Origin of the sequence: Fictibacillus sp. 18YEL24, assembly GCF_015903855.1 — a bacterium.
GTDB lineage: Bacteria > Bacillota > Bacilli > Bacillales > Fictibacillaceae > Fictibacillus > Fictibacillus phosphorivorans_C.
In genome coordinates this window covers 187,641-202,030 of the sequence record NZ_JACZDT010000001.1, presented here as the reverse complement: position 1 = coordinate 202,030, position 14,390 = coordinate 187,641, and the positions used below count along the sequence as shown (strand labels likewise).

General features: G+C 38.0%; 11 protein-coding genes. 5 read left to right on the top strand and 6 right to left on the bottom strand.

Annotated elements, in window-relative coordinates; translation table 11 throughout:
• Position 1: 1 nt before the first annotated feature.
• Complete coding sequence (locus HU823_RS01020; protein WP_197220839.1) at positions 2 to 613, top strand: cyclase family protein; 612 nt, start codon at positions 2 to 4, stop codon at positions 611 to 613.
• A 59-nt stretch (positions 614 to 672) separates the two neighbouring features.
• On the opposite strand, the gene HU823_RS01015 is transcribed toward HU823_RS01020, so the two are convergent.
• Positions 673 to 1,932 (bottom strand): MFS transporter, encoded by a 1,260-nt coding sequence (locus tag HU823_RS01015; protein ID WP_144700551.1) that lies wholly within the window; start codon positions 1,930 to 1,932, stop codon positions 673 to 675.
• 161 nt (positions 1,933 to 2,093) lie between these two features.
• Between HU823_RS01015 and HU823_RS01010 the strand changes: the two genes are divergently transcribed.
• Together HU823_RS01010 and HU823_RS01005 are read left to right on the top strand one after the other, a co-directional pair.
• Complete coding sequence (locus HU823_RS01010; RefSeq protein WP_197220838.1) at positions 2,094 to 3,251, top strand: aminotransferase A; 1,158 nt, start codon at positions 2,094 to 2,096, stop codon at positions 3,249 to 3,251.
• Positions 3,252 to 3,379: 128 nt separating this feature from the next.
• Positions 3,380 to 4,834: a UDP-N-acetylmuramoyl-L-alanyl-D-glutamate--2,6-diaminopimelate ligase gene (locus tag HU823_RS01005; RefSeq protein WP_197220837.1), complete on the top strand. Its 1,455-nt coding sequence runs from the start codon at positions 3,380 to 3,382 to the stop codon at positions 4,832 to 4,834.
• 146 nt (positions 4,835 to 4,980) lie between these two features.
• Here HU823_RS01005 and HU823_RS01000 read toward each other — a convergent pair whose 3' ends face one another.
• From HU823_RS01000 to HU823_RS00985, 4 genes are all read right to left on the bottom strand, one after another.
• Entirely contained in the window at positions 4,981 to 8,502 is a 3,522-nt protein-coding gene (locus HU823_RS01000) for a dynamin family protein (protein WP_197220836.1), read from the bottom strand.
• Between the two features lie 99 nt (positions 8,503 to 8,601).
• On the bottom strand, positions 8,602 to 9,150 hold the full coding sequence (locus tag HU823_RS00995; protein WP_197220835.1) for a GNAT family N-acetyltransferase: 549 nt from the start codon (positions 9,148 to 9,150) through the stop codon (positions 8,602 to 8,604).
• A 61-nt stretch (positions 9,151 to 9,211) separates the two neighbouring features.
• Complete coding sequence (locus HU823_RS00990) at positions 9,212 to 9,712, bottom strand: metallophosphoesterase family protein (RefSeq protein ID WP_231607232.1); 501 nt, start codon at positions 9,710 to 9,712, stop codon at positions 9,212 to 9,214.
• Positions 9,713 to 9,852: 140 nt separating this feature from the next.
• Complete coding sequence (locus HU823_RS00985) at positions 9,853 to 11,394, bottom strand: DEAD/DEAH box helicase (RefSeq protein WP_144700574.1); 1,542 nt, start codon at positions 11,392 to 11,394, stop codon at positions 9,853 to 9,855.
• Between the two features lie 470 nt (positions 11,395 to 11,864).
• Between HU823_RS00985 and HU823_RS00980 the strand changes: the two genes are divergently transcribed.
• Positions 11,865 to 13,277 carry a Na+/H+ antiporter NhaC family protein gene (locus HU823_RS00980; protein WP_144700576.1) on the top strand — a complete coding sequence of 471 codons (1,413 nt, stop codon included), beginning with the start codon at positions 11,865 to 11,867 and terminating at the stop codon, positions 13,275 to 13,277.
• 10 nt (positions 13,278 to 13,287) lie between these two features.
• On the opposite strand, the gene HU823_RS00975 is transcribed toward HU823_RS00980, so the two are convergent.
• Positions 13,288 to 13,914, bottom strand: a complete 627-nt coding sequence (locus HU823_RS00975; protein WP_197220833.1) for a uracil-DNA glycosylase family protein — start codon at positions 13,912 to 13,914, stop codon at positions 13,288 to 13,290.
• 182 nt (positions 13,915 to 14,096) lie between these two features.
• On the opposite strand from HU823_RS00975, the gene HU823_RS00970 reads away from it, so the two are divergent.
• The gene (locus HU823_RS00970; RefSeq protein WP_197220832.1) at positions 14,097 to 14,390 is read left to right on the top strand and encodes a HesB/YadR/YfhF family protein; all 294 of its coding nucleotides are present in this window, start codon (positions 14,097 to 14,099) and stop codon (positions 14,388 to 14,390) included.

Sequence of the window (14,390 nt, the reverse complement as noted above, 5' to 3'; positions counted from 1 at the left end):
CATGAAAATATATGATGTCTCTTTACCGATCTTTGAGGGAATGCCAGTCTATAAGAACAAACCTGAAAAACAACCCGAGTTCAAAACAGCACAAAATGCACATGTAACAGAAACTCGCATCTCAATGGATGTTCATACAGGAACACATGTTGATGCTCCGTTGCACATGGTTCCTGGCGGTGATACGATCGAAACTCTTCCGATCGAAAAATTGGTTCGAAAAGCTAAAGTTATCGATCTAACAGGTTCTTCTGGTTTTATTTCGGCTGAAGATCTGGCTGATAAGGGTATTCAAAAAGATGATTTTGTCTTATTTAAAACAAAAAATTCTTGGGACACCGAGTTCAATTTTGAATTCATATATGTAAACAGTGATGCGGCTAAAGTATTGGCTGAAATCGGTATAGCAGGTGTTGGAATTGACGCATTAGGAGTAGAGAGAGCACAAGAAAACCATCCTACTCACAAACAGCTATTTCAAAACAATATCATCATTATCGAAGGACTTCAGTTAAAAGAAGTTCCTGAAGGCGAATATATAATGGTCGCTGCTCCTCTAAAAATAAGAGGTCTTGATGCATCTCCTGCAAGAATCGTACTTATTGAACAATAATAAAAACAAGGGCTTGCATAGATCCACATGCAATGCCCTTGTTTTTTTAAAATTGATTCTTATTCTAAAGCAGGTTTTAATTTCTGAGTCGGATTAGAATCTTTCTTTTCTTCATCTCCCCCGCCTTTTTTCTTGTCAGGTTTGATAGCAAAAAATGCAGCAATGGCTCCAATAATACTTACTCCTGCCGAAGTATAAAAAACAATCTCATGTGATTGTTTCATGAGTATCGCATAGATCGGCGGTCCGAGAGCTACACCAACAAATCTCATCGAACTATAGATGGAAGTGATCGTCCCTCTAGCTTCTTTTTCAATTCCTTCTGTGATTAACGCATCTAAACTTGGCAGAGCCGCACCAATTCCTATACCTGCCACAAAAAGTGCACCTAAAAGAAAATAGACGTTTTCTGTAAACGTGATTAAAAAGACTGAGCCTCCCAAAAGCGCCATAGAGATAAACGTACACCACTTCATGATAATTTTATTTTGTTTGATCTTTTTACCTGCAATAAATGAAGAGATCGACAGTGCTAATAACGGAACAGCAATTACCAGCCCTTTCATGACTCCCTTTACACCATACTTCTCTTCTAATATGGTCGATAGATAAAACAAGATACCAAACAGAACAAACATGATAATGCCACCGATTAAAAAAATGGCGAACAGCCATCTTCCTTCGTTATGGAAAATTTTCTTTACGTTTTGTAAGTATTCTTTAAAAGGTTGTTTTTCTTGATCCTTTTTTGGCACTTTAACTAAGAACATGACTAACAAGATAGAAACAATACAAAATACAGGGATGAGCCAGAACGGTAAAAACCAAACGATCGTTGCAAGAAATGCTCCTAGAATCGGACTTAATACTTTACCAACCGTATTGGATGTCTCGATCAACCCTAAACCTGAACTCACTTCTTCTTCATCCTTAAACATGTCCCCTACTAATGGGAGGACGACGGGGGCGGCTCCTGAAGAACCAACACCTTGAAAAAATCTTCCAATAAGTATAAAAGTAAATGCATGATCAGATTGCCATGCCGCCCACCCACAGATCAATCCTCCGATTCCGGCTATAAAAAGACTAGGGATGATTACTTTTTTACGCCCAAAACGGTCTGACAGGTATCCAGCGATCGGTATTAACAAAATAGCTACGATCGAATACACCGTAATGATCAAGGAAACCTGAAAAGAGCTTATATTAAGTTCTTTACCGATCTCAGGCAAAACGGGTATGAGCATAGAATTCCCCAATGTCATCACAAGGGGAATGGATGCGAGTGCAAGTAAGTCCCACTTTTTCTTAGCTTCCATAATTTCCTCCAAAACCGTACTATTACATCTTTAGTATTGTAAAAAGTCATAAAACCATACAAGAAAATCCACCCATTGACTCAAGAAACGAATTAAAGCTACACTAATGGCAACGTTAAATTTGTCAATTGGTGCGAAACGAAGAAAGGAAGTTATTTTTTGTGGAACAATTATTAAACAACAGAGCTAAAAACATACAAATTTCAGGCATTCGAAAATTCTTTAATGAAGTGACTCAGTTCCCAAACGCGATCTCATTAACATTAGGACAACCTGACTTTCCGACCCCTATGCACGTAAAAGAAGCTGCGATAAGAGCGATACATAATAATCAAACAGTATATTCTCATAACGCAGGATACATAGAACTTAGAGAAGCAGCATCTTCTTTCCTAGACGAAAAATATGCTCTTGCTTATGACCCAACGTCTGAAATCATTGTAACGGCCGGGGCAAGTGAAGCGATTGATATCACATTGCGAACCATATTGAGTGAGGGCGATGATGTGCTTCTCCCTGCTCCCATCTATCCTGGATATGAACCCGTAATTACTCTTTGCGGTGCGAATACTATCTATATTGATACAACACACACAGGGTTTAAGGTGACACCCGAACTAATCGAAAAACATATTACAGATAGGACAAAAGCTATCATCATCCCTTCTCCTTCTAACCCAACAGGTGTTGTTTTGGAGGATTATGAATTACAGGCCCTTGCTCAATACTTCTCAAACAAAGAAATCTTTGTAGTATCTGATGAGATCTATAGTGAATTGAAATACGAGGGTGTACATCGATCGATCGCGAACTATGAAGGCATGCGTGAAAAAACGTTTGTGATCAACGGACTTTCAAAATCACACAGCATGACCGGTTGGAGAATTGGGTTGCTTTTCGGACCAAGTAATCTTATGCAGCATGTCTTAAAGGTTCACCAGTACAACGTTACTTGTGCCTCAACCATCTCTCAAGCAGCTGCTATTGAGGCATTAACAAACGGTAAAGATGATGCATACGAAATGCGAAACGCATATAATGAACGGTTAGATTATTGTTACAATCGCCTTCACGATATGGGGTTCACGTTCGAAAAACCAAACGGAGCGTTTTATCTCTTTATTTCCATAAAAAAATATGGACTCTCTTCTTATGAATTTGCACTAAAACTTTTACAAGAACAAGAAGTTGCTGTTGTACCTGGTGATGCATTTACACTTATCGGAGAAGGATATATTCGCATCTCCTATGCAGCTTCTATGGAACAGTTAAAAAAAGGTATGGATGGCATAGAAAACTTTATAAATTCCCTTAAGTAAACTGCCCTCAAACTGGGCAGTTTTTTCGAATAAGTTAACATAAACATATTACGGTTAATTTAAAGTTTCTGAATAAGAACTTAAATTAGAAAAAAACTAAAATTAATTTATTCAAAGGATGCGTTTTTGTGAAGTTAAAAGCTTTATTAAGTCACTTATCTATACAACCTACCATTGAGGATGATCCTGAGATCACAGGCATTACATCACACTCTAAACAAGTTCAGCCCGGAAACTTGTTTTTTGCGATTTCAGGTGTTCAAGCTGATGGCCATCAGTACATACAAGAAGCGTTTGATAATGGTGCGGCAGCTGTCATCGGTGAATATGATGAGAACATAGGTCCTGGTATTTATATATACGCGGAAGAAACGAAGCGTTTATTAAGTCTTGCCGCTTCCTACTTTTATGAAGAGCCATATAAAAAACATAAGATGACGGGCATTACAGGAACGAACGGTAAAACAACAACATCCTTTTTATTACAGCATATCCTCAATGTACACGGTATGACTTCTGCTCTTTTTGGTACGGTATATCATTATATCAATTCCGCAATTGTGAAAAGTTCACATACTACACCAGATCCTGTTACCCTTCAGAAGATGCTTTTGGAAAGCGATGATGATGTAGTAGTTATGGAAGTTAGTTCACATGGGATCGAACAGAATAGGATAGATGGGATAACGTATGATCAAGCGATCTTTCTAAATCTAACTCATGATCATCTTGATTATCATGGAACGATGGAATCATACTTTCTCTGTAAATCTAAATTGTTTTCATACTTGAAGAATAAAGGGACAGCCATTATCTGCAGTGAAGGTGAGTATGGCAAGCGGTTAAGGGATGAACTGCGGTCAAAAAACGACTTGCAGATTTGGACCTATGGTAAACGAAAGTCTGATGATTTTTATATTGAAGACGTCGGAATTGATTCTTTTAACCTTGTGCATGAAACATTACAGGTGACCGTTTCATTACCATTACCAGGAGAATATAACGCCCTTAATACGACTGCTGCGATCGCAGCTGCATTAGATTATGGGATACCGATAAAGAACTCTGTTGAATATCTAAAAAGTTTCGGAGGAATTCCCGGTCGCTTTGAAGAAATCACACTCTATAACGGGACAGAAGTTATCGTTGATTATGCGCATACTCCTGATGGAGTTTCTCAAGTGCTTGAAGCCGCGAGTAAAAAAGCAGGAGATCGTCCTCTTTATCATGTTTTTGGATTTAGAGGAAACAGAGATCTATCGAAACGGACTGATATGATTAAGATCTCATTAGAATACAGTACGAAGACCGTCTTGACGGTAGATGACTTAAACGGTATAGATCGTGATCAATTACTTCTTGAAACGGAAGAAGCGATTCCTAGATCTTCTCACCAGCCTGTGATCATAGAAGATCGGACTGAAGCTATATTCTTTGCTCTTAAAGAAGCTCCAGCAAATTCAGTAGTAATCATTACGGGTAAAGGGCCAGAAAAGTATAAAGAAACATACAATCACCCTTCAACGTCTGATCTTGATTCTGTAGAGCTCTACCAAACGCTAAACAAACCGACTTGTATCTAAGAAATACAACTAATCAAAAGGAACAGCACCCTCATCAAAGAGAGTGCTGTTTTTTTGAAAGCTTTTTAGATCTTGTAATGGGTTTTCCGTTTTAGATGCTTGCTTCTTACAATTCGGTCAACCATTTTCACTCTTAAGGATGACGATTATTTTTCAAGCTTTTTCATCTTTGTAAGTGAGTTGTTCAGTTCTTGAATTCTTGCCTCAAGATCACCAGGCTTCTTTAGTTCTTCAAAATAGTTGACAATTTGATTGATCATGTGAGTCTTGAATTCGTTTTCTGTGTTGACTAAAACCGTTTCATAGTGGTGTGTGAGTTTCGTATCAGCTTCCCTCAGCCAATTTTCTACCTCACTGTCTATTTCATCAATAAGGTGGTTCTTCAGTTCGTTTGAACCATTTTGTTCAAAGAACTGTTTCGGATTTTTAAAATAAGATAGCCACCTCTTATGTTTCGATTCATCCTTTATCTCAAAATCTAAAGAGAAGGATGGCGTTTTAAATAGATCTGCTGTTTCATTTCTCTCTTGCAGACTTACGCCTCCTTGACTTGCATTAGAGATCAAATGAGCTACTTTTTCTTTCATGTCTTTTTGTATCCAATGATCTAAACGTAACGAACATGCTTTGAACTCTTGATTCAAATCATGCGAGATCTTACCAAAAAGTTCCCCTATGCATTGCGCTAACGCACTCTTAGAACTTTGAACCGCAGCCGGATGAATCGTTTCTTTATAAAAATCATGATAACGTATCAATACACGTTGTCTTACATAATACAAAAGTTCTTTTTGTTCTTGAAGAAATTGTTTTTTCGATATTCTAATATAATCATTACTGAAATTGATCAGTGTGTTTTCTCTCTTCTGAAGAAGCTCTAAATACTCGTCTTCTTTTTCCATTCTCTGAACTGTTTCTTTGATCATATTTTCAATGACAGTGTTTGCATGGGTTATGGAAGATCTTGCACTCTTGATCATGGTGTTTTCCAACTCATTTTCGATGTAATGAGTTAAGCTTGATGAAAATGCATCAAACCCGCTTTCTGATCGCTTACTTGCGATCAGTTCATTCTTACTCGAAACCGGGAATAATCTCGGGTTTCTGATACCAAATGCAAGGAGGTTGTTCTTTACATGTAGCACAACATCATTCTTGTCTTCTTCCGTTTCAGCAAGATCTGCAGCATTGATCGCAAAGAACATCTTATCTGATGAGAAGGTATCTTTAATTCTTCCTAACTGAATCAAAAATTCTCGATCTGCATATGAAAAGGCATGGTTAAAGTAGGTAAGATAAATGATAATATCAGCGTGTTTCATATATTCAAACGCGACTTCTGTATGGCGAGAATGAATCGAATTAGCTCCTGGTGTATCAACGAGCACAAGACCTTTTTCAGTTAACGGACAGCTGTAATAAATCGTTATTTTTTTTATAAAACAAGCTCTTGTTTCATCGGCAGCATACTCACCGATCTCAGAAATCCCTTTATTTAGAACGTTACCTAGATGACCGTTAGCCCAAGCGTAACCTGCTTTGTAAGACGCCAATCTCTCATCTGAAGAATTCAGTAACTCGCTTAATTCTTGATCTGTGGTTTTCAAGAGCATATTGAGCTCCTGCGTTAGTTCTTCTTCACTCTTCATCTCAATCTTGATCGAACCATGCTGATGTTCACGATCTGGATAACGTATCTCATTAATAGCAGCTGTTGTAGGATTCGGTGAGGATGGAAGAATACTTTCACCAAATAATGCGTTCGCAAATGATGATTTACCTGCTGAAAACGCACCGAAGAGAACCATCGTAAACGATCGTTTTTCAAGTCTCTCGTGAAGTTCTTCCATCTCAGCAGCTAAATGTGAGAGCCCTCCGACCGGCTTAAGTATCTTAGCTGCCAATGATAATTTTTCTGTTTCTAGAGGAAGAGAATCTTCACTTGAATGTAACGTAAGAAAATTTTCCTCTTCCAATTGTTCTTCCGCCGTTTCTATTGGTCCTTTATCAAATCTTTCCTTAAACATCTCGATCGATAGAGGCTGGTATTCAGCAAGAAACTTTCTTTCAAATTCATCTATTGGTCGATCGCCAGACACATTTTCATAAAGCAGTTCTTGAAGGTCATGTTTTTGCTCATCCCAGTTTTCTGCGATTTCTTTCTCAAGATATAGCTTTTTTCGATCTTTTTCTAACTTGTTCAACTCTTCTTCCAAGTTTGATAGCTCATCATCTGTTTTTGAGTTCAAAGATGTTCTAACAGCATTGATACATTCTGTGACCTCTTGACGTGCTTTCTTTTTTATTTCATTGGATAAATTGTTGCAATAGTTTAAAAGACCTTGCCCTTGTGATGACAAACCCGGTGTGATGAATGAATGCAACATGTCTTTGTCGGCTTTTATAGGTTCCCAATCTGGGAGATTATGGTCTACCTCTTTTTGAAGAGAGCTTACAAAGTTTTGAGCATGCCAGTTGATATGAGCATCGATCGATTTCTGTAGAATTTCTAATAACTCTTCTATTCGAACAGTCCGTTCTTGCTCTGTTTTTTGTTTTGAAAAGAATAGCCCTATTTTAAAGTCTGTTTTAGCAGATTCAAGAAAGGAGCTTGCTTTTTCTCTCGTCTCATATGGCATTAATTGTGCGGATTCTAGAATATTAATAAGTTGGTCCTTAACACTTTCTTCTTTTTCATTGATGACCTGTTTTATCTTAGATCTCTTTTTTGTTAGATCTTCATGTTCTTGAGACAATGAAGCTAACCTCTGGCTAACAACATCAATGGTTGTTAAACCTTCTTCTTTTCTTTCTACAAATTCATGTACAAACTGCTGAAGCTGATTATTCACTTGTTTTAAAAGAAGGGCGTCTTTATTTTGCTCAATTCTTTTTAAATAAGCCATTAGCGCAGTTAGATCATTGTGCGACAAATCTTGTCTCTTAACACTGGTGAAAAAGATATGTTCTTTCGGTATCCCAAGAGATTGAAAAGAGGCAAACACGTTTTCCTTAAAAGCTGTAAACTTCAACTCTTCTTCACGGTGCTTATCAATCTGGTTAACGATTAAGCGGACATCTTTCCCTCTTTTGATCAGTGATGAGATGAATGCCATGTTCGTTTCAGAGAGTATATGATTATAATCCATTACATAAAAGATCAGATCCGCAAGATAGACGACGTTTTCTGTCGCTTTCTTATGAAGAGGGTCAGTCGAATCAATTCCTGGTGTGTCGTAAAAAGCGATATTCTCTACGTTCTTTTCGTCACCGCCATAATAGATCTCTATCTCCTCAACAAGCTCTGCATCTTTACAGAGCTCTTTTATCTCATTTACGTCATATGGAGCGTGGAATGTAACCACTTCTTTGTTTTTTAGAGTAACAACTGCTCTTTCCTCTCCTCTTACCATCTTAACGATGTTTGCACTTGTAGGAATCGGAGAGGACGGAAGTATGCCTGTTTCTGAAAGTGCATTGATCAAGCTAGATTTTCCTGCGGAAAAATGCCCGCAAAAAGCTATAGCAAACTCTTCCTTTGCTACCTTAAGGAATAGTTTGCTTAATTGATCTTCTTCTTTTTTATTGTCCGTTTTTTGAAATACTTCATATAATCCGATCAATCTCTGTTTTTCTGTTATCAATAATTCTTTTTCAGTTGACTTCATCGTATCCACCTGTCTTCAATACTGTATCACTATCCACTTTACCATATATATGATAGCGATTTCACCATTGATTATCTATTATCTTGGAATCCGAATGAGTTATTTTTGAATGGAGTTAAAAAAATACGCCATAAAGTATTCATCTTCAAATTTGCCTTCTATGATCACTTGATCTCTTTGCTTTCCTTCTATTATAAAACCTGCTTTTTCATAAACTCTTACTGCCTTTTCGTTTCCAGAAAAAACAGTAAGCCATATCTTATGTAGATTGTTAGTCTCTCCCCATCTTAACGTATGGGCCAGAAGTTCTTTTCCAATACCAAGGCCTTGTGCTTCTGGATGAATCCAAGTTCTAAAAACACCGGTGTGTTTTTTCATTTGAAGTTCTCCTTTTAGCACTCTAGCGATCCCTACAACTTTTTTATTTCGTTCGACAGCTGTGTATAGATTTCCCTTACGCTTAACCTCATGAATAAACTCAATCTCTTCTGAAACTGAATGAAGCTCCTCTTTTTGAAGATATCTACCGGCTTTTACGATCGTTTCTACATGTTTTGTGATATCTGCTGCATCTTTTTCTTCTACGGGTCTTAAGATGATCTCTTCCCCATTTTTAGCTGTAAAGAAGAAGTTGTCCCCATCTGGCATGGCTTTATTCCTCCAAAAGTTATGATTGTATTATTATGTCTTCTTTACAGGTTGTCATGCATCAAGAAAAATAATGATGATTGAGTATGATCGATGACTGATCGATCATTGCAATGCCATATGAAAACCGTCTCTGCCTTCTTTTATCTGTTGGCGAACCGGGATTAAAAAGGATTGTATTCCCCTTTCGCTCATGAAAAGGGATGTGGGAGTGTCCAAATATGATCAGGTCAGCTTGATCTCCTTCACATTCTCTATATGCGCGTTCTGGTGTCGATCTTCCTTTTCCAAGATGTCCATGAACCATTGCAATTTTTATATCTTCCATATCAACAAGTACTTTTTCAGGCAGAGTTTTGCTCCAATCCTCTTTGTCTACGTTCCCCTTTACTCCATAAACTGGCGCATACGTTTTAAGTTCTTCGTAAACAGATTGAGCTGTCCAGTCTCCTGCATGAAAAATGTAATCAATTTCGTTTCTTAGAATGTCTCGAATTGGTTCAGGAAATACCGTTCCTTTTTTCGGCATATGTGTATCAGAAATTATTAGGATTTTTTTCAACTCAGTAAACCTCTTTTCATGAGCAACCAGCATTTATGGCTGTTTTTTTATAATGCTATTTCATAAGATTTATTTAAACATAGTTAGGAAACGAAAACAAAAAAGCAAGGGAGACTTTCTCCCTTGCTTCTTAGTATGATTTATCTGTTTTTAAAGTCTTCACGAACACGTTTTTGTGAACGGTATGATTGATCACGGCTACCGCTGCTGCTGCTGCGGTTTCCACCATCGCGAGAACCACTGCGCTCGCCTTTAGAGTATCCAGAACGGCGATTATCTCTTCCGCCTCCACCCTCTCTTTTAGGGCCTCCTCCAGAACGTCTACGATCAGAGAAACGATTATTAGGACGTCTCTTTTTAACTGATAGTGGCGGCTCATCTGTAAGGTTGATCGGAGTCGTATCAGGTTCTTTCGTAAGAAGCTTAAGCGCTGCAGCTAAAAGTGTTACAGAATCGTTCTCTTCTAGTAACTCAACTGCTGTTTGCTTATAACCGTTAAAGTTATCTTGCTCAACAACTTCCATCAATTTTTCAAGTGTGATCTGCTGTTGTCCTTCCATTGCTTCTGATACAGAAGGAATCGCACGTTTTACCATTTTACGCTTTGTAATTTTTTCGATCGTGTATAGGTGATCGATTTCACGCGGTGTGATAAACGTTAATGCATAACCAGTTTTTCCTGCACGTCCAGTACGTCCAATACGGTGAACATAGCTTTCTGGATCTTGAGGAATATCGAAGTTATAAACGTGAGAAACACCAGAGATGTCAAGACCACGAGCAGCTACGTCTGTTGCAACAAGAACTTCGATCGTGTTGTTTTTGAACGCACGTAACACTTTGTCACGTTTAGCTTGCGGAAGGTCACCGTGGATTCCTTCAGCTGAATATCCGCGTTTACTTAATGCTTCAGACAATTCATCTACACGACGCTTCGTACGTCCGAAAACGATCGCAAGCTCTGGAGAGTGAATATCCATGAAGCGGCATAACGCATCAAACTTTTGACGTTCTTTAACTTCAACATATTCTTGCTCAATGTTCTTAACAGTCATTTCAGACGCTTTTACTTTGATAAGTAATACGTCCTTCATGAATTTTGCAGCCAAGTTTTGAATCTGCTTAGGCATCGTTGCAGAGAAAAGCATCGTGTGACGTTCTGTAGGAACATTTTCTAAGATCTTTTCGATGTCTTCAACAAATCCCATGTTAAGCATTTCATCAGCTTCATCAAGCACAACTGTATGAACGCTATCAAGCTTTAATGTTTTCCTGTTAATGTGGTCTTGCACACGTCCTGGTGTACCTACTACGATGTGTGGACCATTTTTTAATGCTTTAATTTGTCGAACAATGGATTGTCCACCATAAATCGGCAATGTTTTGATTCCTTTGAATTGACCGATTTTATTGAGTTCTTCTGCTACTTGAACAGCTAACTCACGAGTTGGAGCTAATACGATTCCTTGAACGAATCGTGATCTAGTATCCATTTTTTCGATTAGCGGTATACCAAACGCAGCTGTCTTACCAGTCCCTGTTTGTGCCTGGCCAATAAGGTCAGTCCCCTTAAGTGCTGTTGGAATGGTATCACGCTGAATCGGTGTTGCTTCCTCAAATCCCATGTTATTAATGGATTGAAGCAACTCAGGACTTAGTCCTAGTTCTTGAAATGTTGTCAATGTTCTATCTCCTTTTCTGTGACGAAAAAGGTTTTACGATAACCTCGTGGATCCGGCATGGATTGTCATGTTAAAGTGCCGGCCAATTTGTTTTTTCAAAATACATCATGATTTGCACATAAAATAGCATTTCCTAATTAAGTATTGATGGGAAATGCTTAGCCATGTGAATATGCGTAAAAATTAAACGTTAATAGTTACAAGGCTATCCGTAATTCAAACTTGTTCCGTCCATATATATTCCGTTGTTAAACTTATCACGTAAACCTAATAAATGCAACTCTTTACATTAGAAGTAGTGTTTAAAGTTTATTCACACAACTCTTTAAACATGTGATATTTCACTTAAACGGTATTATTCTAACCAATGAAGATTTGAATGAAACGTCTTTTCTTCCGAACGAAAGAATAAATTTTTGAAACCATCGCACGCTAACACTATTATCTTTAGTATGAAAGAAGGACTCTTTATGGATCAAAATTGGGTTTCTGTTATTCCGTTCTTAGTGGTAATCCCTATAGCTATCAAGACTAAACAAGTTCTCCCAGGTTTGATCGCAGGTCTTTTGACCGGGTCTTACCTACTCCAGCCAACCCTCGTTGGCGGATTGGAGAGAATGGTCCAATTTTTAGTGAAAGGACTGGTAGACCCTAAGAACATAAAAATCTTAGTGTTTTTGTATGCTTTTTCAGGACTCATCTCAATGATTAAACTTTCTGGGGGAATTAAAGGCTTTGTAGAAGAAGCTTCTAACAGGATCGAAACAAAAAAAGGAGCTTTGTTGCTTACTTATGTATCTACAATTGGTACTTTTGCTGCTCCAAGTTTTCGTTTCGTCACGATTGCTCCGATCATGAGAGCTCTTTTAAAAAAAGTAAAGATGTCTACTCAAGAACTCGGCTTTGTCATTGAGACTACAGCAACTCCCATCATTGTATTGATACCGATCGCTACCGCATTTGTTGGATACATGACATCCATTGTAGACATATCGTTAAAGAACGAAAATATTACGGCAGATCCATATTCTCTTTTTATACAGAGCATTCCGTTTAATTTTTTCTCTTTTGTGATGATAATCGTAGGGATCTACCTGAGCTTCTTTCATCATTCAAAGTCAACAGAAGAAACAGATCCAAAAGATGTGGGTAAAAGCGAAGAAGATGATTGGCATAGTTGTGATCCTGCTGTTAATAAGGAACTTCCAAATAAACCATGGAACCTACTTATCCCACTCATTCTCGTCGTATTCCTTACTCTACTTTTAACTTGGTGGGATGGGTACAAAAAAACGAAAGGAAGTTTTTTTGCAGCCTTCATTTCCGCTGATGTTATGGATGCCATGCTTATTGCACTGTTGTTCACCACAATATTTACATTTCTTTTCCTTCGTTTTCAAAAAATGAAAACAAGTGATCTTTTAAATGGGTTTATTTTTGGCGGAAACGAATTGATGAGTGTTATCGTGCTTTTAGCTGTAGTTTGGGGCTTATCTTCGGTTACTGAAGAACTTGGATTCTCTGCTTTTGTAACTTCATACGCAGGATGGATTCCCGGATCAGTTATCGTCCCTTTGCTGTTCATCTTTGGCTGTGCCGTCTCCTATTTTATCGGATCTGCCTGGGGTACATGGGGAATATTGATGCCTCTCGGTGTATCGATGGCAGGAGTGGCAGATGTTTCACTGCCTCTTGTGATCGGAGCAGTCTTTGCAAGTGGAACATTCGGAGCATTCGCCTCGCCTTTAAGTGATGATACGAACACGATCGCACGCATTTTAAACCTATCCGTCATTACTTATGCACGATACAAGCTTAAACCAGCACTAATAGCTGCAGCCATAACAGCAGTACTATATGGAGCTACTGTATTCTTCATTTGAACCTCCTGACTTAGGAGGTTCGTTTTTTTCCTTCTTCTCTTACTTTGTTTATTACTTCTTGGTAGCGATCTCTAGACCAAGAATGATAAGAAGGGTGTGGTACCCCTTCTATGGTGTTTAAACTCTCTTTATTAGTCAGTTTGTTCACATATTTTTCTGCAAATCTTCCGCATGGGATGATAAGTGTATTTTCAGTAAGCAATGACGTTAATCTACTTTCGAAATGATGTAGAAGAAGTTGATCGAATTCAGCCCTCCATTCATCTTTAAAGACTTTAACTGAACTCGTTCTTACTGCTTCAGCGACTTTGATCTCATCACTATATCTGTTAACGAAAGTTTGCTCAGGAAATGCAGTACCTTGCAGGGGAAAAGGACAAACATTTACGATTCCGAACACTGTATTTTTATTCTCATCTATGTACTGTTTTAACAACTTTCCCATTGGAAGTGTATCTTCGACTTCAAACAATTCTTTTGCCATCGATCTGCCAGATAGACCCGCCAGTGGTACTCCAGATTTGATCTCCTCTTTATGAGGTGATTCTAAAATAAATATCATATTCGTGTGTTCAGAAATTATATCTTGAACGCTATAAAGTGATGATGCTTCTTCAAAAAAAGATTGAATATCCACCAAATCTGCCTCCTTTACTCCATAAATGTTGATTATTATACAACTGCCTTGCACAAAGCGAGCAGCCTAGAACGGTAATCAACGTCTCCCCAAAAACATAATCGTTTTAATTGTGCTTTCCACATTCGTATGCCACAATATCATCATTACTTGAAAAGTAATTGTTAAGGAGTGAACATACTTTGAAAATCATTTTGAATGAAGATACTGCAAATTTTGTGATCAATGACCTTCAAGCGTCTCAGAACGATTCCATCCGTTTTTTCGTTCGCCTTGGAGGATGCAGCACAGTACAAGACGGCTTTTCGTTAGGACTTACAAAAGATACCCCTAAATATCCAGCTGCAGAAATTGTTGTAGAGAACCATACTTTTTTCATTGAGCAAGAAGATGAATGGTTCTTTGACGGAAATGATCTAACTGTTTCCATTACGGATGGAGAAATCAAATACGATTTTAACGAGAACAAAAATTAG